The 24,102-nt window shown below is 72.6% G+C and carries 26 protein-coding genes; 16 read left to right on the forward strand and 10 right to left on the reverse strand.

The features are described from left to right. Positions 1-69: 69 nt before the first annotated feature. The 3 genes from IE237_RS03160 to IE237_RS03170 all read right to left on the reverse strand — a co-directional run bounded on the left by IE237_RS03160 (position 70) and on the right by IE237_RS03170 (position 2,909). Complete coding sequence (locus IE237_RS03160) at positions 70-801, reverse strand: PH domain-containing protein (RefSeq protein ID WP_189800229.1); 732 nt, start codon at positions 799-801, stop codon at positions 70-72. Positions 802-836: 35 nt separating this feature from the next. After that, the gene (locus IE237_RS03165) at positions 837-1,472 is read right to left on the reverse strand and encodes a class F sortase (RefSeq protein ID WP_189800230.1); all 636 of its coding nucleotides are present in this window, start codon (positions 1,470-1,472) and stop codon (positions 837-839) included. Between the two features lie 135 nt (positions 1,473-1,607). Next, positions 1,608-2,909 carry a hypothetical protein gene (locus IE237_RS03170; RefSeq protein WP_189800231.1) on the reverse strand — a complete coding sequence of 434 codons (1,302 nt, stop codon included), beginning with the start codon at positions 2,907-2,909 and terminating at the stop codon, positions 1,608-1,610. A 252-nt stretch (positions 2,910-3,161) separates the two neighbouring features. On the opposite strand from IE237_RS03170, the gene deoC reads away from it, so the two are divergent. From deoC to IE237_RS03190, 4 genes are all read left to right on the forward strand, one after another. After that, a complete protein-coding gene (gene deoC, locus IE237_RS03175; RefSeq protein ID WP_189800232.1) occupies positions 3,162-4,121 on the forward strand; it encodes a deoxyribose-phosphate aldolase in 960 nt (319 codons plus the stop codon). 5 nt (positions 4,122-4,126) lie between these two features. Next, positions 4,127-5,563 (forward strand): aldehyde dehydrogenase family protein, encoded by a 1,437-nt coding sequence (locus IE237_RS03180; protein WP_189800233.1) that lies wholly within the window; start codon positions 4,127-4,129, stop codon positions 5,561-5,563. After that, positions 5,556-6,449, forward strand: a complete 894-nt coding sequence (locus IE237_RS03185; RefSeq protein ID WP_189800234.1) for an aldehyde dehydrogenase family protein — start codon at positions 5,556-5,558, stop codon at positions 6,447-6,449. Before IE237_RS03180 ends, IE237_RS03185 begins: the two co-directional genes overlap by 8 nt. 88 nt (positions 6,450-6,537) lie before the next feature. Continuing rightward, positions 6,538-7,920, forward strand: coding sequence for a TerD family protein (locus IE237_RS03190; protein WP_229842220.1), 1,383 nt, complete (start codon positions 6,538-6,540; stop codon positions 7,918-7,920). Between the two features lie 18 nt (positions 7,921-7,938). Here the strand turns inward: IE237_RS03190 and IE237_RS03195 are convergent, their stop codons facing one another. After that, positions 7,939-8,337, reverse strand: a complete 399-nt coding sequence (locus IE237_RS03195) for a hypothetical protein (RefSeq protein WP_189800235.1) — start codon at positions 8,335-8,337, stop codon at positions 7,939-7,941. Positions 8,338-8,389: 52 nt separating this feature from the next. Between IE237_RS03195 and IE237_RS03200 the strand changes: the two genes are divergently transcribed. After that, entirely contained in the window at positions 8,390-9,085 is a 696-nt protein-coding gene (locus IE237_RS03200; RefSeq protein WP_189800236.1) for an ATP-binding protein, read from the forward strand. Between the two features lie 183 nt (positions 9,086-9,268). Here IE237_RS03200 and IE237_RS03205 read toward each other — a convergent pair whose 3' ends face one another. After that, positions 9,269-9,991: a SigE family RNA polymerase sigma factor gene (locus IE237_RS03205; protein ID WP_189800237.1), complete on the reverse strand. Its 723-nt coding sequence runs from the start codon at positions 9,989-9,991 to the stop codon at positions 9,269-9,271. Between the two features lie 169 nt (positions 9,992-10,160). Between IE237_RS03205 and afsQ1 the strand changes: the two genes are divergently transcribed. The 5 genes from afsQ1 to IE237_RS03230 all read left to right on the forward strand — a co-directional run bounded on the left by afsQ1 (position 10,161) and on the right by IE237_RS03230 (position 14,096). Further along, positions 10,161-10,838, forward strand: coding sequence for a two-component system response regulator AfsQ1 (gene afsQ1 / locus IE237_RS03210; protein WP_017239746.1), 678 nt, complete (start codon positions 10,161-10,163; stop codon positions 10,836-10,838). Then, positions 10,835-12,367, forward strand: coding sequence for an ATP-binding protein (locus IE237_RS03215; protein ID WP_189800238.1), 1,533 nt, complete (start codon positions 10,835-10,837; stop codon positions 12,365-12,367). The genes afsQ1 and IE237_RS03215 overlap by 4 nt, the downstream gene beginning before the upstream one ends. Further along, a complete protein-coding gene (locus tag IE237_RS03220; protein ID WP_189800239.1) occupies positions 12,364-12,963 on the forward strand; it encodes a hypothetical protein in 600 nt (199 codons plus the stop codon). Before IE237_RS03215 ends, IE237_RS03220 begins: the two co-directional genes overlap by 4 nt. A gap of 259 nt (positions 12,964-13,222) precedes the next feature. After that, on the forward strand, positions 13,223-13,804 hold the full coding sequence (locus IE237_RS03225) for a VanZ family protein (RefSeq protein WP_189800240.1): 582 nt from the start codon (positions 13,223-13,225) through the stop codon (positions 13,802-13,804). Between the two features lie 91 nt (positions 13,805-13,895). Further along, complete coding sequence (locus IE237_RS03230) at positions 13,896-14,096, forward strand: PspC domain-containing protein (RefSeq protein WP_189800241.1); 201 nt, start codon at positions 13,896-13,898, stop codon at positions 14,094-14,096. Positions 14,097-14,170: 74 nt separating this feature from the next. On the opposite strand, the gene IE237_RS03235 is transcribed toward IE237_RS03230, so the two are convergent. Both IE237_RS03235 and IE237_RS03240 read right to left on the reverse strand, forming a co-directional pair. Next, positions 14,171-14,542 (reverse strand): hypothetical protein, encoded by a 372-nt coding sequence (locus tag IE237_RS03235; protein WP_189800242.1) that lies wholly within the window; start codon positions 14,540-14,542, stop codon positions 14,171-14,173. A gap of 171 nt (positions 14,543-14,713) precedes the next feature. Continuing rightward, positions 14,714-15,868: an adenosine deaminase gene (locus IE237_RS03240; protein WP_189800243.1), complete on the reverse strand. Its 1,155-nt coding sequence runs from the start codon at positions 15,866-15,868 to the stop codon at positions 14,714-14,716. Between the two features lie 92 nt (positions 15,869-15,960). On the opposite strand from IE237_RS03240, the gene IE237_RS03245 reads away from it, so the two are divergent. Continuing rightward, a complete protein-coding gene (locus IE237_RS03245; RefSeq protein ID WP_189800244.1) occupies positions 15,961-16,728 on the forward strand; it encodes a GNAT family N-acetyltransferase in 768 nt (255 codons plus the stop codon). A gap of 88 nt (positions 16,729-16,816) precedes the next feature. Continuing rightward, the gene (locus IE237_RS03250; RefSeq protein ID WP_189800245.1) at positions 16,817-17,593 is read left to right on the forward strand and encodes an alpha/beta hydrolase; all 777 of its coding nucleotides are present in this window, start codon (positions 16,817-16,819) and stop codon (positions 17,591-17,593) included. Here the strand turns inward: IE237_RS03250 and IE237_RS03255 are convergent. Then, positions 17,579-18,550 (reverse strand): LysR family transcriptional regulator, encoded by a 972-nt coding sequence (locus IE237_RS03255; protein ID WP_189800246.1) that lies wholly within the window; start codon positions 18,548-18,550, stop codon positions 17,579-17,581. The two genes, IE237_RS03250 and IE237_RS03255, sit on opposite strands and share 15 nt — an antisense overlap. 62 nt (positions 18,551-18,612) lie before the next feature. Between IE237_RS03255 and IE237_RS03260 the strand changes: the two genes are divergently transcribed. The 3 genes from IE237_RS03260 to IE237_RS03270 all read left to right on the forward strand — a co-directional run bounded on the left by IE237_RS03260 (position 18,613) and on the right by IE237_RS03270 (position 21,738). Next, positions 18,613-19,872: an MFS transporter gene (locus IE237_RS03260; RefSeq protein WP_189800247.1), complete on the forward strand. Its 1,260-nt coding sequence runs from the start codon at positions 18,613-18,615 to the stop codon at positions 19,870-19,872. A gap of 102 nt (positions 19,873-19,974) precedes the next feature. Then, on the forward strand, positions 19,975-20,682 hold the full coding sequence (locus IE237_RS03265) for a L,D-transpeptidase family protein (protein WP_189800248.1): 708 nt from the start codon (positions 19,975-19,977) through the stop codon (positions 20,680-20,682). An 84-nt stretch (positions 20,683-20,766) separates the two neighbouring features. After that, positions 20,767-21,738, forward strand: coding sequence for a sigma-70 family RNA polymerase sigma factor (locus IE237_RS03270; protein WP_189800249.1), 972 nt, complete (start codon positions 20,767-20,769; stop codon positions 21,736-21,738). On the opposite strand, the gene IE237_RS03275 is transcribed toward IE237_RS03270, so the two are convergent. Then, complete coding sequence (locus tag IE237_RS03275; RefSeq protein ID WP_189800250.1) at positions 21,735-22,010, reverse strand: STAS domain-containing protein; 276 nt, start codon at positions 22,008-22,010, stop codon at positions 21,735-21,737. The two genes, IE237_RS03270 and IE237_RS03275, sit on opposite strands and share 4 nt — an antisense overlap. Before the next feature lie 50 nt (positions 22,011-22,060). Between IE237_RS03275 and IE237_RS03280 the strand changes: the two genes are divergently transcribed. Continuing rightward, positions 22,061-22,726, forward strand: a complete 666-nt coding sequence (locus IE237_RS03280) for an HAD family hydrolase (protein WP_189800251.1) — start codon at positions 22,061-22,063, stop codon at positions 22,724-22,726. Positions 22,727-22,760: 34 nt separating this feature from the next. On the opposite strand, the gene IE237_RS03285 is transcribed toward IE237_RS03280, so the two are convergent. Beyond that, positions 22,761-24,038: a thymidine phosphorylase gene (locus IE237_RS03285; protein ID WP_189800252.1), complete on the reverse strand. Its 1,278-nt coding sequence runs from the start codon at positions 24,036-24,038 to the stop codon at positions 22,761-22,763. Between the last annotated feature and the right edge of the window lie 64 nt (positions 24,039-24,102).

Here is a 24,102-nt window from a genome sequence, read left to right on the forward strand (position 1 = left end):
CATGTGCGGGTTGCACGCTTCACCGGGCCGTTGCCCCTAGGACATCCGGCCGGGCGGAGGGGGTGCGGCTCAGCCCGTCGCGATCAGGATCACGAGCAGCAGCAGCCCGGCCACCGCGGGTCCGACGATCTCGTACGCCCAGCGCACCTGCGGCTCGCCCTGGGCGCCCGGGGTCTTGGCGCGCAGCTCGGCGAGCTCGCGCAGGTCGGCGACGGTCTTGTCGCTCGGCGCGATCCGGGAGGCGGTGTCCCGCACGTCGGCGGTGACGGACTTGTGGCCGTGGGGATCGTCCTGGGACTCGCGGGCGGCGCGGCGGGCGGCCCTCTTCCGCTGGCGCAGCGAGACGGGGATCGCCCACAGTTGGTACTTGGCGCCCTCCTGCGTGAAGACCTCGCTGGAGTAGCCGGCGCGGATGTCGGCGACCGTGGCCCAGGGCAGCACGATCGACCGGAACGGGTTGCGGATCCGGAGCCGGTCGGCGTTCGCGTACACGGCGGGCCGGATCGTGAAGGCCACGATCAGCGGGACGGCGAGGACGAGACCGGCCAGCGCGATCCAGGGCGAGCGCCCCGCGCCGCGGAGCATCGCGTCGCCCGCGAAGAGGGCCGCGATGACCAGCAGGAAGACCCCGCTCGCGACGCCGAGGGGCGACCGGAAGACCTTGTCGTCGGAGGCCGGAGCAGCCGGCGGCTGCCCGCCGGAGGTCTCTCCGCCGGAGTTCTTCCCTGCGGACGGCTGCTCGGGGGTCGACTCGCGGCTCGGCTCGTGGCTGGGCTCGGGGGTCGGCTCGGGGGTCGTCATGCCGCCGATTGTGCCTCAGGCGGGCGGGTGGGGGCTCAGGCGGCCCGCGCGGCCACGAGATCCGCGTACACGATGATGTTGTCGGGGCGGTGGCCGTCCACGAGCTCCCCGCCGCAGGTGACGAGGCGCAGCTCGGGGCGCGTGGTGTTCCCGTACACCTTGGCGGTCGGGAAGGCGTCCTTGTCGACCTGCTCCAGCTCCCGGACCCGGAAGACGGCGCTCGTGCCGTCGGCGCGGGTCACTGTGATCTCGTCGCCGACCCGGACCCGGGAGACGTTCTTGAGGACCGCCGGGCCGCGGGCGGTGTCGAAGTGGCCGACGAGGACGGCGGGGCCGGTCTCCCCGGGCGTGACGCCCTTGTCGTACCAGCCGATGCGGTCGGCGTCCGCGACCGAGGGCACCTCGACGGTGCCGTCCGTGTTCAGGCCCAGGGAGAGGACCGGGCCGGCGTCGACCCCCGCGGCGGGCACCCGCACCCGGACGGGCAGGGAGCGCGCCAGCGCCCGCACGGGGGCGGTGGTCGCCTGCGGCGCGGGGGCGGTGGCCCGCGCGATGTGGGCGGGCGGGGTGGCGGGCCCGGACCCGCCTCCGGCGGAGCAGCCCGTGAGCGCGACGAGCGCGGCCAGGAGCAGGACGGATGCGGTACGGGTACGGGCGGGGCGACGGCTCACGGAAGGCTCCGGACGGGACGGGTGCGGCCGGTCGCCGCGTGGGGCGCGGCGACCGGCCTGGGGTGGGGTGTGCTCCCGCTCGGGTCAATGGGCGGGGAGGTGCGGTTGCGGGCCCGGGAGGGGCCCCGTACGGGGTCAGACGCGGTCGGCGGCGGCCCGGCGGCGCAGGACGACGAAGCCGAGGCCCGCGGCGGCGAGCGAGGCCGCACCGGCGCCCGCGGCGATCAGCGCGGTGGAGTCGCCCTCGGCGGCGATTTCGGCGCCGGCCGCGACGCCGCCCTTCGGGACGACGGAGGTCTGGCCGCCGTTGTTCACGGTGGTGCCGGTGTTGCCCGCGGGGGCCGGGGTGGTGACCGAGGGCGCCGGGGCGGGCGCGGCGTCCTTCTCGCAGCCCTTGGGGAGCTTCGGGAAGGCGGTCCACAGGTACGGCGTGTCGCCGCCCTGGGTGCGCTGGCCGAGCTGCGGGGTGGCGGTGTTCGCGCCCTTGATGGTGAGGCCCATGCCCAGGTCGGCCGCGTGCGCGCGGTCGACGGTGACGATCGGCATGCCCTTCTCGTCCTTGAGGACGGCGCTCGGGCCCTTCTCCAGGTCGTTGGTGAGCGTCACGGTCAGCAGCGCGAAGACCGAGGGGATGTCCTGCCGGACGGTGCACGCGCCGACCTTGACGACGGGACCGGTGGTGGGGCCGGGGGCGGGCTTGGTGTCCGGGGTCTCGACGAGCCGCGGGGCGGCCTGCGTCATGCTGCCGTTGATGTAGGCGGCGAAGCCGCCGCCGGGCTCCACGACGATGACGGCCTTGCCGTACTGCACGACCTTGCGGGTGCCGTTCAGGGTGGTGAGGACCCGGGTCTCGCCGTTCTCCACGGTCTGGAGGGTGTAGCGGCCGAGCTTCACGGCGAGCTCCACGCGGGTGCCGTTCGCGAGCTCGTACGTGCCCGGGCGGGCGGCGGGGACGTAGTTGCCCTGCCAGGTGGAGGTCAGGCCGGTCTCGAAGAGCACGAGGAACGTGCCGTCGTCGTTGCCGGCGACCGGGTGGCCGTCGGCCTCCAGCGTGCCGACGCGCTGGCCCTCCTTGGTGAGCTCGGCGCGGTAGTGCCCCTCGCCGACCTTGAAGATCTTCGCCTTGGCACCGTTGGGCAGGATCTGGGTCCGGACGTAGGTGCCGCCCTCCTCGTCCGCCGCGACCTCGGCCTTCGGGGCCTCGGTCTTCGGGGCCTCGTTCTTCGGAGCCTCGGTGCGCGGACCCTCCACCTTCACCGTCCCGGCCTTCGGGGACCCGGTCCGGGGGCTCTCCACCTTGACCGTCCCGGGAAGGGCCGGCTTCGTGACCACCGGGCCGTCGGCGGCGAACGCGGCGCCGGCGGCGAGGGCCGGGGTGGTGATCGCGACGCCCGCGACGAGGGCGGTGGCGACGGCGGTGCGGAGGGCGGTGCGCATAACGACTCCTGTGATTCAGGTAGGTGGCGGGCGTGAGTCGCATGCCGCTTTTTCTCGGTCCGACTGTTTCCGGTGAGGTCTGGCTGGCTGCTGAAAGAAAATCTATTGATCTTGCATTCGGGAGCTGTCCGTTCCATGTCACGGGCCTGTGACAGGGCTCACCACGCCGTCGGACCCCCTGTGACCTCGGGCTCCATGAAGGGGCACCCCTGTACAGGTCGCTACGCGCGTAGATATGCTCGACTGGTGACCATGCCCACCACTGCATCCGCAGCATCCGCATTCGCCGACGTGACCGCGTCCGACAGTGCGCTGCGCCGCTTCCTCCACGGGCTGCCCGGCGTCGACGCCGTCGGCCTGGAGGCGCGCGCCGCGTCCCTCGGCACCCGCTCGATCAAGACCACGGCCAAGGCGTACGCCATCGACCTGGCCATTTCCATGATCGACCTGACGACACTCGAAGGCGCGGACACCCCGGGCAAGGTCCGGGCGCTCGCCGCCAAGGCCGTCAACCCCGATCCGACCGACCGCACGACCCCGAAGACGGCCGCCGTCTGCGTCTACCCCGACATGGTGGCCACCGCCAAGGCCGCCGTCGCGGGCTCGGGCGTCAAGGTCGCCTCGGTCGCCACCGCCTTCCCGGCCGGGCGCGCCGCGCTCCCCGTGAAGCTGGCCGACACCGCCGACGCGATCGCCGCCGGCGCCGACGAGATCGACATGGTCATCGACCGTGGCGCCTTCCTCGCCGGCCGGTACATGGAGGTCTTCGAGCAGATCGCCGCGATCAAGGCGGAGTGCGGCGACCGCGCCCGCCTCAAGGTGATCTTCGAGACCGGCGAGCTCTCCACGTACGACAACATCCGCCGCGCGTCCTGGCTCGGCATGATGGCCGGCGCGGACTTCATCAAGACCTCGACCGGCAAGGTCGCGGTCAACGCCACCCCGGCGAACACGCTCCTCATGCTGGAGGCCGTGCGCGACTACCGCGCGCAGACCGGCGTGCAGATCGGCGTGAAGCCGGCCGGCGGCATCCGCAACACCAAGGAAGCGATCAAGTTCCTGGTTCTCGTCAACGAGACCGTGGGTGAGGACTGGCTGGACAACCACTGGTTCCGCTTCGGCGCTTCCAGCCTGCTCAACGACCTGCTGATGCAGCGCCAGAAGCTGGCGACCGGCCGTTACTCCGGCCCCGATTACGTGACGGTGGACTGATCAACATGGCATCTGCATTCGAGTACGCACCGGCACCGGAGTCGCGCTCGGTCGTCGACATCGCGCCGAGCTACGGCCTGTTCATCGACGGCGAGTTCGTCGACGCCGCCGACGGCAAGGTCTTCAAGACCGTCTCCCCGTCCTCCGAGGAGGTCCTCGCCGAGGTCGCCCAGGCGGGCACCGAGGACGTCGACCGCGCCGTGAAGGCGGCCCGGAAGGCCTTCGAGAAGTGGTCGGCGCTGCCCGGCTCCGAGCGCGCCAAGTACCTCTTCCGCATCGCCCGGATCATCCAGGAGCGCAGCCGCGAGCTGGCCGTCCTGGAGACCCTGGACAACGGCAAGCCGATCAAGGAGACCCGCGACGCGGACCTCCCCCTGGTCGCCGCGCACTTCTTCTACTACGCGGGCTGGGCCGACAAGCTCGACCACGCGGGCTACGGCGCGAACCCGCGCCCGCTCGGCGTGGCCGGCCAGGTCATCCCGTGGAACTTCCCGCTGCTCATGCTGGCGTGGAAGATCGCCCCGGCGCTCGCGACCGGCAACACGGTCGTCCTGAAGCCGGCCGAGACGACCCCGCTCTCCGCCCTGTTCTTCGCGGACATCTGCCGCCAGGCCGGGCTGCCGAAGGGCGTCGTCAACATCCTTCCCGGATACGGGGAGACGGGCGCCGCGCTGGTCGCGCACCCCGACGTGAACAAGGTCGCCTTCACCGGTTCGACCGCCGTCGGCAAGGCCATCGCGCGCTCGATCGCCGGCACCGACAAGAAGGTGACCCTGGAGCTGGGCGGCAAGGGCGCCAACATCGTCTTCGACGACGCCCCGATCGACCAGGCCGTCGAGGGCATCGTCAACGGCATCTTCTTCAACCAGGGCCAGGTCTGCTGCGCGGGCTCGCGCCTCCTGGTCCAGGAGTCCATCCAGGACGAGCTGCTCGACAGCCTGAAGCGCCGCCTGTCGACGCTCCGCCTGGGCGACCCGCTCGACAAGAACACCGACATCGGCGCCATCAACTCCTCGGAGCAGCTGGCCCGCATCACCTCGCTGGTGGAGCAGGGCGAGTCCGAGGGCGCCGAGCGCTGGACCGCCGCGTGCGAGATCCCGTCGGCCGGCTACTGGTTCGCCCCGACGCTCTTCACGGGCGTCACGCAGGCGCACCGCATCGCCCGCGACGAGATCTTCGGCCCGGTCCTGTCGGTGCTGTCCTTCCGTACGCCCGACGAGGCGGTCGCGAAGGCCAACAACAGCCAGTACGGCCTGTCGGCCGGCATCTGGACGGAGAAGGGCTCCCGCATCCTCGCGGTCGCCAACAAGCTCCGGGCCGGTGTCGTCTGGGCCAACACGTTCAACAAGTTCGACCCGACCTCGCCCTTCGGCGGCTACAAGGAGTCGGGCTTCGGCCGCGAGGGCGGCCGCCACGGTCTGGAGGCCTACCTCGATGTCTGATGCGACGCGCCTCAGTGTCTTCAAGACCTACAAGCTGTACGTCGGGGGCAAGTTCCCCCGCTCCGAGAGCGGCCGGGTGTACGAGGTGAGCGACTCGAAGGGCAAGTGGCTGGCGAACGCGCCGCTCTCCTCCCGCAAGGACGCGCGTGACGCGGTCGTCGCCGCCCGCAAGGCCTTCGGCGGCTGGGCGGGCGCGACCGCGTACAACCGCGGCCAGATCCTCTACCGCGTCGCCGAGATGCTGGAGGGCCGCCGGGACCAGTTCGTCCGCGAGGTCGCGGACGCGGAGGGCCTGTCGAAGTCGAAGGCGGCCGCCGTCGTCGACGCGGCCATCGACCGCTGGGTCTGGTACGCGGGCTGGACCGACAAGATCGCCCAGATCGTGGGCGGCGCGAACCCGGTCGCGGGCCCGTACTTCAACCTGTCGACCCCGGAGCCCACGGGCGTCGTCACGGTCGTGGCCCCGCAGGACTCGTCCTTCCTGGGCCTGGTCTCGGTGATCGCCCCGGTGATCGCGACGGGCAACACGGCCGTCGTGATCGCGAGCGAGAAGGCCCCGCTGCCGGCCCTCTCCCTGGGCGAGGTGCTCGCCACCTCCGACCTGCCGGGCGGCGTGGTCAACATCCTCTCCGGCAAGGCCTCCGAGATGGGCCCGCACCTCGCGGCCCACCAGGACGTCAACGCGATCGACCTGACGGGCGCGACCGAGGGCGACCTCGCCCGCGACCTGGAGATCGCGGCGGCGGACAACCTGAAGCGCGTCCTGCGCCCCCGTACCGAGGACTTCGCCGAGTCCCCGGGCACGGACCGCATGACCGCGTTCCTGGAGACGAAGACGGTCTGGCACCCCACGGGTTCGCTGGGCGCGAGCGGCTCCTCGTACTAGTCCCACCCCCACGACGGTCCCCGGGCAGCAGCACTGCCCGGGGGCCTTCGTCTTGCCCGGCGGGACCGGTCGACCCCAAGATCGAACGATGATGAGGGGACTGGTCAAGGGAGACAACGCCTTCGTCCCGACGGCGCCGCTGCGCGTCGCCGTGCGGAACGGGGTGGACGTCGCGGTACTGCTGCTGGCGGAGGGGGGCCGGGTCAGGGGGGACGCGGACATCGTGTTCCACGGTGCGCCGGTCCATTCCTCGGGCGCCGTACGGCTGTCGGAGGGCGGGGACGGGGACGGCACGGTGTGGCTGGAGACCGGCCTCCCGGCGGTCGAGGAGGACATCACGCGCGTCCTGGTGGTCGCTTCGACGGAGAGCGGCACGCTGCGGGACGTCGAGGGACTGTCCGTCGCGGTCCTCGGGACGGACGGCACGGCGGTCGTGGGGTACGAGGTGACCGACGCCGGCGGCGAGACGGCGATGGTCCTCGCGGAGCTGTACCGGCGGGCGGGCGGCTGGAAGTTCCGCGCGGTCGGCCAGGGCTACCTGGACGGCCTCACCGGCCTGGCGGTGGACCACGGCGTGGACGTGCCGGAGGGCCACGGCGCGGACGTGCCGGAGGGCCACGGCGCGGAAGCGGCGCCGGACCACGGCGTGGACGTGCCGGAGGACCACGGTGTGGACACGGCCGAGGAAGCCCCGGTGGAGAACCGGGCCCCGGAGACCCGGGCCCCCGAGCCCAAGGCCCCCGAACCGGACCTCCCGCCGTCGCCCCCGCAGGCCGTGGCCAAGGTCGTGGAGCCCCCGGCGCGGGTCCCGGCGGCCCCCTCACTCTCCCCGTTCCCGGAGCCCGTCGCCGACTGGACGTTCGGCGCCTTCTTCGAGCCGCACACGCTCTCCGGCCCCGGCAACGACGTGATCTCCGTCGAGGGCCTCCCGCCCGGCCCGGTCGTGGTCGAACTCGCCCTCAGGACCGAGGGGTACACCGGGGTGTGGACCCTCACCCCGGACAACAAGGAGGACGACCTCCTCGTCAACAGCACGGAGGAGAACTTCCGCGGCCGCCTGCTCGTCGTCGTCCCCGAGAACGGGCGCCTGCGGCTGAAGCTGAGGGCGGACGGGCCCTGGCAGGCACGGGTGCTGCCGCTGGCGGCGGCCCGGCGCCTGTCGGAGGAGACCATGGAGGGCTGGGGCCCGGACGTCCTGCTGCACACGGGAGGGACGGCCGACGCCGCCCTTCACTACCGCGGCAGCAGCAACTTCATCGTCGACGTCTTCGAACTGGCGGGGCACGACGACCCCACCGTGCTCCCGGACGCCAGGCCCGGGTACATCAACGAGATCGGGAGGCGCCGCGAGACCCTGGAGCTGCCCGAGGGCCCGCTCCTCGTCCACCTCGCGCGGGCGGACGGCCCGTGGCGCGCGCGTCTGAAGCAGCCTCGCGCGGCGACCGCCTGGCTCCGCCGGGCCAGGCGCTGAGCCGCTCCCGCGTGCCCGCTACGGCAGCAGCCCGCGCGTGACGCCACCGACCACCGGAAGGTCGGCCACGGCCCCGCCCTTCGTGACGTGGTCGGTCACCAGGTTCGTACCGACCGGCTTGAAGTCGGCGACCTGGGTGCCGAGGCCGTTGTCGAGCGGGTCGACGCCGGTGTTGGCCAGCGGGTCGAGCTGGAGCCGGGTCAGCGGGCCCACGCCGTGGGTGACGCCCGCCAGCGCGCCCGCACCGGCCGCGCCGGCGTCCGTCCTGCTCAGGGAGTCGACGGGCAGCGGCACCGGGGCGGCGGCCTGCGCCCCGGCCCCCGCGCCGAACACCGCGGCACCCGCCGCAGTGACGGTGAGACCTGCCTTCAGCAGGGCGCTGCGGCGGGGGGTCCGGGGGTCTGCGTGACGCGCCATGGAGATCCTTCCAGCGGGTGAGCGGGCGGGCACCGACAGTAGTCGAGGTGTGATGCTCGATACCAACGGCCTTCCTCGGTGGTCCCCTGGACGGGGGAATGCCTCACACTGGTGTTCCGTGAGTTCCCAACCGATCCCGACCCGGGTCGTCCTGCTCGCGGGCCCCTCCGGCTCCGGCAAGTCGTCCCTCGCCGCCGTCACCGGCCTCCCGGTCCTGCGCCTCGACGATTTCTACAAGGAGGCCGGCGACCCGTCGCTCCCGCTCGTCGACGGCAGCGCGGACGTCGACTGGGACTCCCCACGGTCCTGGGACGCGGACGCCGCCGTCGCCGCGATCGTCGAGCTGTGCCGTACGGGGCGGACCGACGTCCCCGTGTACGACATCGCCACCAGCTCCCGGGTGGACCGCGAGCGGCTCGACATCGCGCGGACCCCGCTCTTCGTCGCGGAGGGCATCTTCGCGGCCGAGATCGTGACCCGCTGCCGCGATCTCGACGTCCTCGCCGACGCGATCTGCCTGCGCGGCCGCCCCTCGACGACCTTCCGCCGCCGGCTCCTCCGTGACCTCCGGGAGGGCCGCAAGTCCGTCCCCCTGCTGCTCCGCCGCGGCTGGCGCCTGATGCGCGCCGAGCGCGCCATCGTCGCCCGCCAGGCCTCCCTGGGCGCCCACCCCTGCGCGAAGCCGGAAGCCCTGGGCCGCCTCGCGGCGGCCGCCGCCGGCCGCCACCGCACGCCCGCGGCGAGCTGACCCGGCGGCCGCCCGGCCCGCGGCTCCGCACGCGGAACGCACGAAGCGGGTCGTACGAGACCCCCCGGACTCGTACGACCCGCTTCGCTTTTCCCCGTACCCCCGTACGGTCCCCCGTGTTTCCCCCGTACCCCCCAAGGCCCCGTTTCCCCCGTGGCCCCGCAGGGTGCGTCCCCCCGACCTTCAGGCCACCAGCTCGCCGAAGGACTCCTCCTCGTCACGGCCGAAGCTCAGCACCTCGTCCTCGCGCAGTCGCCGCAGCGAGCGCCAGATGCTCGACTTCACCGTGCCGACACTGATGTCCAGGATCTCCGCGATCTCCGGATCGGTACGGCCCTCGTAGTAGCGCAGCACCAGCATCGTCCGCTGGAGCTCGGGCAGGCGGGCCAGGGCCTGCCACAGGACCGCGCGCAGCTCCGTACCCCGCATCGCGTCCGTCTCGCCGACCGTCTCCGGCAGCTCCTCGGTCGGGTACTCGTTGAGCTTGCGCCGGCGCCAGGCGCTGATGTGCAGGTTGGTCATGGTGCGGCGGAGGTACCCGCCGACCGCGGCCTTGTCGCTGATCCTGTCCCAGGCGCGGTACGTGGAGAACAGCGCGCTCTGCAGCAGGTCCTCGGCCTCGAAACGGTCACCGGTGAGGTGGTAGGCGGTGGCGTACAGGGAGGCACGACGCTCCTGGACGTAAGCCGTGAACTCGGCTTCCGAACAGCCCGTGCGCTCCCCCGTGACCTCCCCGTACGCCGCTCCCCCGTCAGCAACGGCCACCATGTACGGCGCCTTGCGCTGACGCCCGACGCTGCGAACGCACCCCCGCCCGTTCACACCGCCGGACTTCTCCGTGCTCCGCACGACGTCGTGGAGACGCGTGACAACTGCGCTTGAGGTGGTGCTGTGCAGTGCGTTCATCTCGCGCCCCCCGTCGGTTGGAGTGTGTTTCGGTCCGTGTGCCAAGAAGCTTGCCCCCCGGACTTCATGGCGTTGTCCGCCGACTGTCACAGCCGTGTCACAGGGGCCGGAACAGATGCGAGTCCCTGAGCGGTCGAACTCGGACGGCCCCATGGGACAGAATGACGACGTGCCTTTTCTGCTGCTGATCGAGGACGACGACGCCATCCGCACGGCCCTCGAACTCTCCCTGTCCCGGCAGGGTCACCGGGTGGCCACCGCCGCGACGGGCGAGGACGGGCTCCAGTTGCTGCGTGAGCAGCGGCCGGACCTGGTCGTGCTCGACGTCATGCTGCCCGGCATCGACGGTTTCGAGGTCTGCCGGCGCATCCGCCGGACCGACCAGCTGCCGATCATCCTGCTGACCGCGCGCAGCGACGACATCGACGTGGTCGTCGGCCTGGAGTCCGGCGCCGACGACTACGTGGTGAAGCCGGTGCAGGGCCGGGTCCTGGACGCCCGCATCCGGGCCGTGCTGCGACGCGGGGAGCGCGAGTCGACGGACTCGGCGACGTACGGCTCGCTGGTGATCGACCGTTCGGCGATGACCGTCACCAAGAACGGTGAGGACCTCCAGCTCACGCCGACCGAGCTGCGACTCCTCCTGGAGCTGAGCCGGCGGCCCGGACAGGCGCTGTCCCGCCAGCAGTTGCTGCGGCTCGTGTGGGAGCACGACTACCTGGGCGACTCGCGGCTCGTCGACGCCTGTGTGCAGCGGCTCCGCGCCAAGGTGGAGGACGTGCCGTCCTCGCCGACGCTGATCCGTACCGTCCGCGGGGTCGGCTACCGGCTGGACGTCCCTGCGTGAGCAAGGGGATCTACGCACGGCTGCGGCTCTCGAGCCTGCGGCTCCGGCTCGTCGTCGTCTTCGCCCTCGTCGCGCTCACCGCGGCCGTCGCCGCCTCCGGCATCGCCTACTGGCTGAACCGCGAGGCGGTGCTGACGCGTACCCAGGACGGGGCGCTCAACGACTTCCGGCAGGAGATGCAGAACCGGGCGGCGACGCTGCCGCTCCGGCCCACCCAGGACGACCTGCGGCGGACCGCCGAGCAGATGGCGGCGGGCAGCGCCGCCGACTACCAGGTGCTGCTGCTCGGCGAGCGGGCCGCGGGCAAGCCGATCGTGGGCGCCTCCGACCCGGACGACTTCACGCTGGCCGACGTGCCGCGCTCGCTCCAGGACGCCGTGGACACGAAGCGGCAGGTGACGGAGGCCAATCCGTACCCGTACCACCTGTTCTGGCAGCGCACGGAGCGGAACGGGACGCCGTACCTGGTCGGCGGGACCCGGATCGACGGCGGCGGCCCCGCCGGGTACATGTTCAAGTCGCTGGCCGCGGAGAAGGCCGATCTGAACTCGCTCGCCTGGTCGTTGGGGATCGCCACCGCGCTCGCGGTGGCCGGCTCGGTACTGCTCGCGCAGGTCGCGGCGACGACGGTGCTGCGACCGGTGCACCGGCTCGGCGAGGCGGCCCGGCAGCTCGGCGAGGGGAAGCTCGACACCCGGCTGCGGGTCACCGGCGCGGACGAACTCGCCGATCTCTCCCGTACGTTCAACAGCGCGGCCGAGTCGCTGCAGAAGAAGGTCGCGGACATGAGCGCGCGGGAGGAGTCCTCCCGGCGCTTCGTGGCCGACATGTCGCACGAGCTGCGGACCCCGCTGACCGCCCTGACGGCCGTCACCGAGGTCCTGGAGGACGAGCAGGACTCCCTGGACCCGATGATCGCCCCGGCGGTCGCACTCGTGGTGAGCGAGACCCGGCGCCTCAACGACCTGGTGGAGAACCTGATGGAGGTGACCCGCTTCGACGCGGGCACCGCGCGGCTCGTCCTCGACGAGGTGGACATCGCCGACCAGATCACCGCGTGCATCGACGCGCGGGCTTGGCTGGACGCGGTGGACCTCGACGCGGAGCGCGGGATCGTGGCGCCGCTCGACCCGCGCCGGCTCGACGTGATCCTGGCGAACCTGATCGGGAACGCGCTCAAGCACGGCGGTTCGCCGGTGCGGGTCTCGGTCCGCACGGAGGACGAGGAGCTGGTCATCTCGGTGCGCGACCACGGCCCCGGCATCCCCGAGGAGGTGCTGCCGCACGTCTTCGACCGCTTCTACAAGGCGAGCGCGTCCCGACCGCGGTCCGAAGGCAGCGGGCTCGGTCTGTCGATCGCCATGGAGAACGCGCTGATCCACGGCGGTTCGATCACGGCGTCGAACTCGGTCGGCGAGGACGGGACGGTCGACGGCGCGGTGTTCGTGCTGCGTCTGCCCCTGGACGCCTCGGGCATCACGCGCGAGGTGCAGACCCGCAGCAGCCAGGGTGAGGTGGAGGAAGCGTGAGGCGCCGCGTCCATGTCCTGGCGGCAGCGCTCACGGTGCTGGTCACCGGCTGCGGGATCCGGACCACGTCGGTCCCGGTGGACGCGGGCGCGGCCCCGTCCCGGGTCCCGTGCAGCGTGACCGAGGACGGTACGACGGAGACCGCGGCACAGGGCGTGCCGGTCCGGGTCTTCCTGGTCTGCGGCTCACAGCTGGAGCCGGTGGACCGCCGGTCGCCGCAGCCCGAGGAGAAGGCGGACGGCGACCCGGTGCGGACGGCCCGGGGGCTGCTCGCGCAGCTGCTCGCCGAGCCCTCGGAGAGCGAGCGGGAGGCCGGTTTCACGACCGAGGTGCGCGGGCCGCTGACGGTGGCCGGCGGGCACCGCGGCGACCCGGCGGGCACGCTGCGGCTGAGCCGGCAGCCCGAGGACCTGGCGCCGACGGCGCTCTCGCAGCTCGTCTGCACCTTCGCGGAGAGCTCGGCGGGCCCGGGCGGCCACACGGTCCTGCTCGGCGGGCCGGGGGCGTACGCGCCGAAGCGGTACCGGTGCACGACGGAACTCCGCGAACGCCCGGAGTCGACCCCACCGACGGCCCCGCCCCCGTCAACGGGCTGACCCCGTCCCGTGTGGGCAATCGTCCCGCTGGGGCGGGACGGGTGGGCACACGGGACGGCGCCCCGTGCCGGGCCTAGGCCTTTCGTGCCTTGACCCGCACCACGAGCGCACTGCACCAGGAGTGCGGGTTCAGGCGCGGAAGCCTCTGGCGCCGGCAAGGGCGCCTTCCGTTGTTCCCACCCGTTCCGCCCTGCGGAACGATTGCCCACAACGCGGGCGCGGCGGAACCGATTCCTCGGTACGGGGCGTCTTGGGGGGCGTGCAGCGTCAAGGTTCTGGCGGCAGTGCCGCCGTGGTCGTCCGCGTGGCGGGGTTCGTCCTCCTCCTCGCGCATCTGCTGCTCGTCGCCTGGGTCAGCCTGCGCCCACGCGACGTGGCCTGGGTGACCGCGCCGAACACGATCCCGCTGCACGGCCTGCGGGCCGATCTCGCGCTCGGCGGCGCCGAGGCCGCCCGGCTGATCGGCGAGGGCCTGCTGCTCCTGGCCCCGCTCGGGGTGCTGCTCCCGATGGCCGACGGACGGCTCCGTGTCTCCGGGTGGGCCTCGCTGGCCCGGACGACCGCGGCGGGCGCGTTGGTGTCGCTGGCCGTGGAGCTGCTGCAGACCGCGGTGCCGGGTCAGGTGGTGGACGTGGACTCGGTCCTCCTGAACACGACGGGCGTCGCGCTGGCGCATCTCCTGGTGGTCCCGGCCGGCCGGACGCGGCTGCGCCGCAGGTGGGAGGCGGGGAGTCCGTCCTCCTCCGGGGGGAGCACTCCGGGCCGGGGTTCCGCCCTGCTGCGGAACGAGGCGCCTCAGGGTGCGACCCCGACGATTTCCAGGGTCCCGATCGCCCCTTAGACCGACGCTTCGTCCCCCTTCCCGGCGGCAGTATGGAGTCATCGGGAGCCCGGAGAAGCGGCTCCCGGACCGAACTCCGAAGGAGCCCACCATGGCCGCACTGACCCGCCCCCGTGACGGACGCGTGCTCGGCGGAGTGTGCGCGGCGCTGGCCCGGCGCTTCGGCACCTCCGCGACGACGATGCGTCTGATCTTCCTGGCCTCGTGCCTGCTGCCCGGTCCGCAGTTCCTGATCTACCTGGGTCTGTGGATCTTCCTGCCGGCGGAGAAGACCGCGAGCTCGGCCTGGTAGCCGTCGCGCACGCAGCCGAAGGGGCGCGTACCCGGAGATCCGGGTGCGCGCCCCTTCGGCGTGTACGGCGGGTGTCAGCCGATCGGGAGGCCGCCGGCGCCCAGCGGCAGGCCGCCGAGGAGGCCGCCGAGCGGGGTGGCGCCGAGGCCGCCGGCGGCGGCGTCGAGCGGGAGGCTCTGGGTGGCCTGGCCGGCGGCGGCCGGGAGGGTCTTCACGCCCTGGTCGACACCCTGGCCGAGGGCGCCCTGTCCGGCACCGAGGGACTCGGAGGCGCCGTCAGGGAGCGTGGTGAGGCCGTCACCCAGCGGGACGGCCGAGGTCACCGTGCCCAGCGCGTCGGCGTCGAGCGGCAGGGACGGCGCGGCGTTGGCCGCGCCGGCACCGGCGGCGACGAAAGCGGCACCGAGAGCGGCGACACCGAGCTTCTTGGCGGCAGACTGCTTCATCAGAAAATCTTCCTTGGGGAATCCGGGGGCTTCGGGGAAAGCCGGGAGGGGAAATCCTGGGAATCGAGAGCGGCTCTGCAACCTAACCAGCGAACGTCGCCTCCGCAAACACCGAAAAGCGGCCGGGTGTCGTATCGACCCGGCCGCTCCCGCCCTCCCTCGGGGCGCCTCTCAGCCCTCCGTACGGGAAGACTCGCTGGTCGTGGCGGTCTGCTGGAACAGCCATTCGGACTTCAGCTCGGCATATCCGGGCTTGATGACCTCGTTGATCATGGCGAGTCGTTCATCGAAAGGAATGAACGCTGATTTCATCGCATTGACCGTGAACCACTGCATGTCGTCGAGCGTGTAATCGAATGCCTCGGTCAGCAGCTCGAATTCCCGGCTCATGCTCGTCCCGCTCATGAGCCGGTTGTCCGTGTTGACCGTGGCCCGGAAGTGGAGCGTGCGGAGCAGACCGATGGGGTGTTCGGCGAACGAGGCCGCGGCGCCCGTCTGGAGGTTGGAGGAGGGGCACATCTCCAGCGGGATGCGCTTGTCGCGGACGTAGGCCGCGAGGCGGCCCAGGCGGACCGAGCCGTCGTCGGCGACCTCGATGTCGTCGATGATCCGGACGCCGTGGCCGAGCCGGTCGGCGCCGCACCACTGGAGCGCCTGCCAGATCGACGGCAGTCCGAAGGCCTCGCCCGCGTGGATCGTGAAGTGGTTGTTCTCCCGCTTGAGGTACTCGAAGGCGTCGAGGTGGCGGGTGGGCGGGTAGCCGGCCTCGGCGCCCGCGATGTCGAAGCCGACGACGCCGGTGTCGCGGTAGCGGTTGGCGAGTTCGGCGATCTCCAGGGCGCGGGCGGCGTGCCGCATGGCGGTCAGCAGGGCGCCGACCCGGATGCGGTGGCCGTTGGCCCTGGCCTGCCGCTCGCCCTCGCGGAAGCCCTCGTTGACGGCCTCCACGACCTCTTCGAGGGTGAGGCCGCCCTCCAGGTGCTGCTCGGGGGCGTACCGCACCTCGGCGTACACGACGCCGTCCTCGGCGAGGTCGACGGCGCACTCGGCGGCGACGCGGAAGAGGGCGTCCCGGGTCTGCATGACGGCGCAGGTGTGCGCGAAGGTCTCCAGGTACCGCTCCAGGGAGCCGGAGTCGGCGGCTTCGCGGAACCAGATGCCGAGCTTGTCGGGCTCCGTCTCGGGGAGCTGCTCGTAGCCCTGCTCCCGGGCGAGTTCGATGATCGTGCCGGGGCGCAGTCCGCCGTCGAGGTGGTCGTGGAGCAGCACCTTCGGGGCACGGCGGATCTGGTCCGCGGTGGGGACGTTGGGGGTCTGGCTCGTCATTTCCGCACTCTAGCCCCTACGCGCGTAGAACACCTCTCGTGGCGCCGTTTTTCTCGTGGCGGGACGAGGAGCGATCCGCCTAGCCTGCCCGCATGACCTCGACCGCGCCCGAACTCCCGCGCATCCACCGGTTCCTGTCCGACTTCCACCGCCGGCAGGCGGCCCGTACCGTCGAGTTCCCCGGCGCCTTCGCGGTGCTCGACGACGCCTACCGGCACTCCCGGGGGAACAACCACGTGCTCGCCGGAGGGGAGGTGGACCCCGAGGCGCTGGCCGGATACACGGAGGAGGCGCTCGGCCATCTCCCGTACCGCTTCGCGTACGTCCTCGACGAGACGGCCGCCGCCGCCTGCGTGGCACCGATGGAGAAGGCGGGGTACCGGCACGCCACCTCGCTGATCATGGCGCACCACGGCCCGGTGCCGGAGCACGGCGGGGCCCGGGAGGTCGACTTCGACGAGCTGCGCGGCCCGGTCGCCGCGTCCTGGCCGCGCTTCGCCCCGCAGGCGCCGCCGGAGCACATCCGCGACCTGGTGGAGCGCCGGCTGGCTCGGCGGCGCGGGGCCGAGGTCGTGCGGTTCTTCGCCGTGCACACCCCGGAGGGCGAGGTGGCGGCCTGGGTCGACCTGTACATGGACCCGGCGACGGGCGTGGCGCAGATCGAGGACCTGGTCACCGTGGAGGCCCACCTCGGGCAGGGCTACGCGGGACGGGTGCTGGACACGGCACTCCACGAGGCCGCGGCCGCGGGCTGCACGACCCGCTTCCTCACCGCGTTCGCGGGCGACTGGCCGCACCGCTGGTACGGCCGGAAGGGGTTCGCGATCACCGGTGCGGTGGCCCGGTTCGAACGGGTATAGGCACAAGGGGCGTTCGCTCTCCGGACGATACGTAACAGTGACCGCGCGTACGGCTGGCGTACACCTCCGCTTCTGAGACTGTTCTGCCATGGCGCACTTCGCACTCGTGGGGCCGCCCGAAACCCGGAGACCCCGGCTCGGACGTCCCGTCAGTTCCCGGTCGGCGACGGCGGCGGTGGGCGGCGTGGTGCTGCTCCTGCCGGACGGTGAGCCGGTGTCGGCACGACGGGCCTCCGCGAGGGCGCGCGCGGCGATGCTTCCGCTGGGGCGCGGCCTGGTCCGGGCGGGCCGGTCCGAGGGACTCGCTGCGCACGTGGTGCGCTACCGGGCGCGCGGCTGGAACGGGGCGGACGCGGACCTCGTGGCGGACGCCTCCTGGGCGGTCGCGGAGGCCGTACGGCTCTACGGCGACGTACCGGTCTGCCTCCTGGGGCACGGCATGGGGGCGCGGGCGGCGCTGCGGGCGGCCGGGCATCCGGCGGTGAGCGCGGTGCTCGCGCTCGCGCCGTGGCTGCCGGAGGACGACGTGGCGGCGGAACCGGAGCCGGTGCGGCAGCTGGTGGGGCGCAGGGTGCTGCTCGTGCACGGCACGAACGACGCGCGGACGGACCCGGAGCTGTCGTTCCGGTTCGCCGAGCGGGCGAAGAAGGCCAACCGGGAGACCTGCCGCTTCGAGGTCCACTCGGACGGACACGCGCTGCGCCAGTACGCGGACGAGGTCCGGGCCCTCGCCGCGGACTTCGTGCTCGGCGCCCTCTTCGCCCGGCCGGTCGCCCGTCCGGTGACCGACGCGATGGCGGCTCCCCCGCCGCTGGGCCTGCGGATGCCGCTGGCGGCGGGCTTCGGGGGCTCACGCCGGAGGTGAGGGCTCCTTCGGCAGCAGGTGGCCGCGCCTGCCGAGGAGGAACTTCTTGAAGGCGGCCACCGGGGCGGTGTCCGGGTGGCCGTCGAGCCAGGCGACGCCGATCTCGCGGACCGCGCGCGGCGCGGTGACGGTGAGTTCGACGACGCCGGGGCGGGGGACGGCCGGCGGGGGCAGCAGCGCCACGCCGAGCCCGGCGGCGACGAGGCCGCGCAGGGTCTCGGCCTCCTCGCCCTCGAAGGCGACCCGGGGCTTGAAGCCGGCCTCCGCGCACAGGTCGTCGGTGATGCGGCGGAGCCCGTACCCCGGCTCCAGGGTCACGAAGGTCTCGTCCGCGGCCTCGGCGAGGCGCACCCGCTTGCGGCCCGCGAGCCGGTGGTCGTCCGGGACGACGAGCCGCAGCCGCTGCTCGTCCAGGCGCCGGGCCACCAGGTCGGGGGCGTCCGGCACCGGGGAGGTCAGGCAGAGGTCGAGGTCGCCGGCCCGCAGCCGCTCGATCATGGCCTCGCCGTAGTTCTGGACGAGGGTGAAGCGGATCCTCGGGTGGTCCACGCGGAAGGCGCGGATGAGTCCGGGGACGGTCTCGGAGCCCATCGTGTGGAGGAAACCGAAGGCGACGCGCCCGGCGGTCGGGTCGGCGTCGGCCCGCACGGTGTCGGCGGCCCGCTCCACCTCGGCGAGGGCCCGCTCGGCGGCGGTGAGGAAGCGGCGGCCCGCCGGGGTGAGGGAGACCGTGCGGCCGCGCCGGGCGAAGAGGGTGACGCCGAGGTCCTGTTCGAGCCGGACCATGGCCCGCGAGAGCGTCGACTGCGGGACGCCCATCTCGGCCGCGGCACGGGTCACGTGCTCGTGCCGGGCGACGGCTGCGAAGTACGCGAGCCGCGGAGCGAGCAGCGCACCCATGTCTTCTTCGTTACTGTTCGGTGACAGGCGAGGCTGCGACCTGTACTCATGCACCATGGGAACGATTACAGCAGTTCCGTGCATTGGACGCATGAAGCGGAGCGTCCTACGTTCGTGACATGCCTTCCGCCAGTACCAAGGCGGCCGCCACCACCGCGTCCGCCGACACCCGCCTCGCCCCCGGCGCCCCCGGCCACCGCCGGATGAGCCTCGCGCTCTTCGCCGCCGGACTGGCCGCCTTCGCCCTCCTCTACTCCACGCAGGCCCTCCTCCCGGCCATCTCGGCCGAGTTCGGCGCCACCGCGTCCGCCGCCTCCTGGACGGTCTCCGCCGCGACCGGCGCCCTCGCCCTCTGCGTACTGCCGCTCAGCGCCCTCTCGGAGCGCTTCGGCCGGCGCACGATGATGATCGCCTCCCTCACGATCGCGGTCGCCGTCGCGCTCCTCGTGCCCCTGGCCCCGAACCTGGAGTCCCTGATCGCCCTCCGCGCGATCCAGGGCGCCGCGCTCGCCGGACTCCCGGCCTCGGCGATGGCGTACCTCGCCGAGGAGGTGCGGCCCAAGGCGCTGGTCGCCGCGATCGGCCTCTTCGTGGCGGGCAACTCGATCGGCGGCATGAGCGGCCGGCTGGTGACCGGCTGGGTCGCGCAGATGTGGGGCTGGCGGGCGGGTCTGGCCGCCGTCGGCCTGACCTCCCTGGTGTGCGCGCTCGCCTTCCGGGCGCTGCTCCCGAAGGCCCGGCACTTCACCCCCGGCACCCTGAACCCGAAGGCGCTCGCCCGGACCGTCCGGGGTCACCTCGCCGACCCGCTGCTGATGCGGCTCTACGTGATCGGCGCGCTGTTCATGACGGTCTTCGGCGCCGTGTACACGGTGATCGGCTACCGCCTGGTCGAGGCTCCGTTCTCGCTCCCGCAGGGCGTGATCGGGTCGATCTTCCTGATCTACCTGGTCGGCACGGTCGCCTCGGCGGCCGCGGGCCGGCTCGTCGGACGGCTCGGCCGGCGCGGGGCGCTGTACCTGGCGGTCTCGACGACGGCGGCGGGCCTGCTGTTCTCGCTGTCCGACTCCCTCGCCCTGGTCCTCGTGGGCCTGGTCCTGATCACGGCCGGATTCTTCGCCGGGCACGCGGTCGCCTCCTCCTCGGTGAGCCGCACGGCGAAGACGGGCCGCGCGCAGGCCTCGGCGCTGTACCAGTCCGCGTACTACCTGGGCAGCAGCGCGGGCGGCACGCTCGGCGCGATCGCCTTCCACGCGGGCGGCTGGGCGGGCACGGTCCTCATCGGCCTGGTCGCGGTCCTCGGCGTCGTCTCGGTCACCCTGTACGGCTCGCACAGCGCCCGGGTCGCGGAGCGCCGGCTGCATCCGGCCGCGGTCTGAGACAGGACAGAAGGCGCACGCGGGATTGCCCTCCCGTGCTGCAACCTTTCACACTCCCCCGTACGTCCTCAAGGACAGGGACTCTAGGGGGAGTTGACGATCATGAACAGAATCACGCAACGCATAGGCAGAAGGGCGGGCATCGCCGCCGGGATCACGTCGCTCGTGGTGCCGATGACGATCGCGCTCGGTACGGCCCCGGCGCAGGCGGCGTCCTGCAACGTGACGACGGGGCCGTACCAGAAGCAGGTGGAGAAGTTCCTCGGACGGACGGTCGACGGGCGCCAGTCGCTCGGCGACTGCCAGGCCATCCAGGCCTTCCAGCGCAAGCACGGCATCACCCCGTCCGTGGGGTACGCCGGGCCGCTGACCTGGCGCACCATGAACACGATGATCCAGCAGAAGGCGGCCGGGTCGAACCCCAACAAGGACCGCAGGTGTCCGACCAACAAGGGCCGGATCGCCTGCGTCGACCTGACCCGCCAGCTGAGCTGGATCCAGGACGGCTCGCGCCTGAAGTACGGGCCGGTGCCGGTCCGCACGGGCAAGGACGGCACCGAGACCCGTACGGGCGCCAAGAAGATCTACTGGCGGAACATCAACCACTGGTCGACGCTCTACCACGTCTCCATGCCGTACTCGCAGTTCTTCGACGGCGGCCAGGCCTTCCACTCGACCACCAAGTCCATGTGGAACCCGCCGGGCTCCGGCGGCTGCGTCAACATGACGTCGAAGGACGCGAAGGCGTACTGGAACCTGCTCAGGAACGGGGACGACGTCTTCGTCTACGGGCGCAAGCCGGGAACCTGACCCCGGCTGTCGGTCCCCTGCGGTAGCTTCCCTCTCACCGGCACCGAACGGGTGCCGGTGAGGGGTGAGTGGGGTGTGGACCCGATGAGCGACGCCGCGACGGCGACGACCGAGGAACTCGACAAGTACCGCAGGGAGCTGACCGGTTACTGCTACCGGATGCTCGGATCCTCCTTCGAGGCGGAGGACGCGGTGCAGGACACCATGGTCCGCGCCTGGAAGGCCATCGACTCCTTCGAGGGCCGCTCCTCACTGCGGTCCTGGCTCTACCGGATCGCCACCAACGTCTGCCTGGACGCGCTGAACGCCGGCAACCGGAGGGCACGGCCGATGGATCTGACCTCCCCGACCCCGGTGGCGCAGGCGCAGCTCGTCAAGCAGCCGGAGATCACCTGGCTGGAGCCCGTCCCCGACGGCCGGGTGATGCCCTCGGTCGGCGACCCGGCGGAAGCGGCCGTCGCCCGTGAGACCGTGCGGCTCGCGTTCGTGGCCGCGCTCCAGCACCTGCCGCCCAAGCAGCGGGCCGTGCTGATCCTGCGCGAGGTGCTCGCCTGGAAGGCGAGCGAGGTCGCCGAGCTCCTCGACACCTCCGTCGCCTCGGTCAACAGCGCCCTCCAGCGGGCCCGCGCGACCCTCGCCGAGCAGGCGCCGGCCGCCTCCGACCCGGCGAACCCGCTGGACGAGGAGCAGCAGGCGCTCCTGGAGCGCTATGTCGCCGCCTTCGAGGGCTACGACATGAAGGCGCTGACGGCGCTCCTCCACGAGGACGCGACGATGTCCATGCCGCCGTACGACCTGTGGCTCCGCGGCCACGACGACATCGTCGGCTGGATGCTGGGCGTCGGCGAGGTCTGCGCGGGCTCCCGGCTCGTGCCGACCGTGGCGAACGGCTCCCCGGCCTTCGCCCAGTACCACCCGGACCCGGCGGGCGGCTTCAGCCCGTGGGCGCTGATCGTCCTGGAGCTGCGGGACGGCAAGGTCGGCGGGATGGACTTCTTCCTGGACACCGAGCGCTGGTTCCCGCTCTTCGACCTCCCGGCACGGCTGGAGGCCTAGAGATCCAGGGTCTCGTCAAGCCCGGTGAGGCGGAGCAGGGTCCGCAGCTGGGGGCCCGCGCCCTCGAAGCGGATCCGGTGGCCCCGCCGTCCGGCGGCGAGCTTCAGCCGGGCGAGGGCGTCGACGGCGGCGAGGTCGGCGCGTGCGAGCGCGCCGACCCGGCAGACGACCTCACCGGGCGGGGCGGCGGCGAGCTCGGCGCAGAGCCGGGCGACGTCCTCCCGACCGGGCCGGGCGGGCAGGGTCACGACGAGGGGCTGACTGGTGTCCACGTTCCGTACGACCGTCCGGGCCGGCGGAACTCATCGCTAGGCTCGCGATCATGACTCTTGAGCCTGTCGAACTGGTGATCTTCGACTGTGACGGCGTTCTGGTGGACAGCGAGCGGATCTACTGCCGGGTGGACCGGGAGGTCTTCGCCTCCCTCGGTGCCGAGTTCACCGAGGCGGAGATGGCCGAGTACTTCGTGGGCTCCTCGCACGAGATGCTCACCGCGATCGTCGAGGAGCGGCGGGGCCGGCCCCTCGAACCCGGCTGGCAGGCCCCCTTCAGGCAGCGGTACGAGGACGCCCTCGACGCGGAGCTGACCGCCGTGGAGGGCGTCGTCGACGTCCTGGACGCCCTGTCCGTCCCGTACTGCCTCGCCTCCAACGGCAGCCACCCCACCATCCGGAAGAACCTGGGCCGGGCCGGGCTGCTCGACCGCTTCGAGGGCCGCGTGTTCAGCGCCCGCGACGTCGCCCGCGGCAAGCCCGCCCCGGACCTCTTCCTGCACGCGGCCGCGTCCATCGGCGTCCCGCCGGAGCGCTGCGCGGTCGTCGAGGACAGCCCGTACGGCGTCCAGGCCGCCCGCGCCGCCGGCATGCGCGCCTTCGGCTACTGCGGCGGCCTGACCCGCGCGGACCGCCTGACGGGCCCCCGCACGACCGTCTTCGACGACATGCGGGAGCTGCCGGGGTTGCTCGGGGAGCCGGTGCGTCCGGTGTAGGCGCCTCCCACCGGCTCCCTCGGGATCCCCGGTCTCAGGCGATGCGGTCCAGCACGATCGGGTTCGGGGTGAACGTCGTGCCCTCGGCCGCGATGTCCCACGAGTCGTTCAGGGACTTCAGGGCGTAGTCGAACTTCTCCGGGGTGTCCGTGTGGAGGGTCAGCAGCGGCTGGCCCGCCGTCACCGTGTCGCCCGGCTTCGCGTGGAGCTCGACGCCCGCGCCCGCCTGCACCGGGTCCTCCTTGCGGGCACGGCCCGCGCCCAGGCGCCAGGCGGCGATGCCGATGTCGTACGCGTCGAGGCGGGTGAGGACGCCGGTCGACGGGGCCGTGACGACGTGCTGCTCGCGGGCGACCGGCAGGGCCGCGTCCGGGTCGCCGCCCTGCGCCGCGATCATCCGGCGCCAGACGTCCATCGCCGAGCCGTCCGCGAGCGCCTTCGCCGGGTCGGCGTCCTTGATGCCGGCCGCGTCGAGCATCTCGCGGGCGAGCGCGACGGTCAGCTCGACGACGTCCGCCGGGCCGCCGCCCGCGAGGACCTCGACCGACTCGCGGACCTCCAGCGCGTTGCCGGCGGTCAGGCCCAGCGGGGTGGACATGTCGGTGAGCAGCGCGACGGTCTTCACGCCGCTGTCGGTGCCGAGACCGACCATGGTCCGCGCCAGCTCACGCGCGTCCTCGATGTTCTTCATGAAGGCGCCGGTGCCGACCTTGACGTCGAGGACGAGCGAGCCGGTGCCCTCGGCGATCTTCTTCGACATGATCGACGAGGCGATGAGGGGAATCGCCTCCACCGTGCCCGTGACGTCGCGGAGCGCGTACAGCTTCTTGTCCGCCGGGGCCAGGCCGTCGCCCGCCGCGCAGATGACCGCGCCCGTGGTGTCGAGGACGTGCAGCATCTCCTCGTTGGAGAGCAGCGCGCGCCAGCCCGGGATGGACTCCAGCTTGTCGAGCGTGCCGCCGGTGTGGCCGAGGCCCCGGCCGGAGAGCTGCGGCACGGCCGCGCCGCAGGCGGCGACGAGCGGGGCGAGCGGGAGGGTGATCTTGTCGCCGACGCCGCCGGTGGAGTGCTTGTCGGCGGTCGGGCGGGAGAGGGAGTCGAAGTTCATGCGCTCGCCGGAAGCGATCATGGCGGCGGTCCAGCGGGCGATCTCCGCACGGTTCATGCCGTTCAGCAGGATGGCCATGGCCAGGGCCGACATCTGCTCGTCGGCTACCACACCGCGGGTGTAGGCGTCGATGACCCAGTCGATCTGCTCCGGGCTCAGCTCGCCCTTGTCCCGCTTCGTGCGGATGACGGAGATGACGTCCATGGTGGTGCCTCTTTCTACGCGCATAGAGGGGAAAGGGGGGAGCGACCCTTCCCATCGTGCCGGA

This window comes from Streptomyces tanashiensis, assembly GCF_014648895.1.
Taxonomy (GTDB): domain Bacteria; phylum Actinomycetota; class Actinomycetes; order Streptomycetales; family Streptomycetaceae; genus Streptomyces; species Streptomyces tanashiensis.

Excerpts from the sequence above, each read along its gene's own strand:
- IE237_RS03160 (WP_189800229.1), bottom strand. The coding sequence starts at position 801 with ATGACGACCCCCGAGCCGACCCCCGAGCCCAGCCACGAGCCGAGCCGC.
- IE237_RS03170 (WP_189800231.1), bottom strand. The coding sequence starts at position 2,909 with ATGCGCACCGCCCTCCGCACCGCCGTCGCCACCGCCCTCGTCGCGGGC.
- deoC (WP_189800232.1), top strand. The coding sequence starts at position 3,162 with ATGCCCACCACTGCATCCGCAGCATCCGCATTCGCCGACGTGACCGCG.
- IE237_RS03180 (WP_189800233.1), top strand. The coding sequence starts at position 4,127 with ATGGCATCTGCATTCGAGTACGCACCGGCACCGGAGTCGCGCTCGGTC.
- IE237_RS03185 (WP_189800234.1), top strand. The coding sequence starts at position 5,556 with ATGTCTGATGCGACGCGCCTCAGTGTCTTCAAGACCTACAAGCTGTAC.
- IE237_RS03190 (WP_229842220.1), top strand. The coding sequence starts at position 6,538 with ATGATGAGGGGACTGGTCAAGGGAGACAACGCCTTCGTCCCGACGGCG.
- IE237_RS03195 (WP_189800235.1), bottom strand. The coding sequence starts at position 8,337 with ATGGCGCGTCACGCAGACCCCCGGACCCCCCGCCGCAGCGCCCTGCTG.
- IE237_RS03200 (WP_189800236.1), top strand. The coding sequence starts at position 8,390 with ATGCTCGATACCAACGGCCTTCCTCGGTGGTCCCCTGGACGGGGGAAT.
- IE237_RS03205 (WP_189800237.1), bottom strand. The coding sequence starts at position 9,991 with ATGAACGCACTGCACAGCACCACCTCAAGCGCAGTTGTCACGCGTCTC.
- IE237_RS03230 (WP_189800241.1), top strand. The coding sequence starts at position 13,896 with ATGGCCGCACTGACCCGCCCCCGTGACGGACGCGTGCTCGGCGGAGTG.
- IE237_RS03235 (WP_189800242.1), bottom strand. The coding sequence starts at position 14,542 with ATGAAGCAGTCTGCCGCCAAGAAGCTCGGTGTCGCCGCTCTCGGTGCC.
- IE237_RS03240 (WP_189800243.1), bottom strand. The coding sequence starts at position 15,868 with ATGACGAGCCAGACCCCCAACGTCCCCACCGCGGACCAGATCCGCCGT.
- IE237_RS03245 (WP_189800244.1), top strand. The coding sequence starts at position 15,961 with ATGACCTCGACCGCGCCCGAACTCCCGCGCATCCACCGGTTCCTGTCC.
- IE237_RS03250 (WP_189800245.1), top strand. The coding sequence starts at position 16,817 with ATGGCGCACTTCGCACTCGTGGGGCCGCCCGAAACCCGGAGACCCCGG.
- IE237_RS03255 (WP_189800246.1), bottom strand. The coding sequence starts at position 18,550 with ATGGTGCATGAGTACAGGTCGCAGCCTCGCCTGTCACCGAACAGTAAC.
- IE237_RS03260 (WP_189800247.1), top strand. The coding sequence starts at position 18,613 with ATGCCTTCCGCCAGTACCAAGGCGGCCGCCACCACCGCGTCCGCCGAC.
- IE237_RS03265 (WP_189800248.1), top strand. The coding sequence starts at position 19,975 with ATGAACAGAATCACGCAACGCATAGGCAGAAGGGCGGGCATCGCCGCC.
- IE237_RS03270 (WP_189800249.1), top strand. The coding sequence starts at position 20,767 with ATGAGCGACGCCGCGACGGCGACGACCGAGGAACTCGACAAGTACCGC.
- IE237_RS03280 (WP_189800251.1), top strand. The coding sequence starts at position 22,061 with ATGACTCTTGAGCCTGTCGAACTGGTGATCTTCGACTGTGACGGCGTT.
- IE237_RS03285 (WP_189800252.1), bottom strand. The coding sequence starts at position 24,038 with ATGGACGTCATCTCCGTCATCCGCACGAAGCGGGACAAGGGCGAGCTG.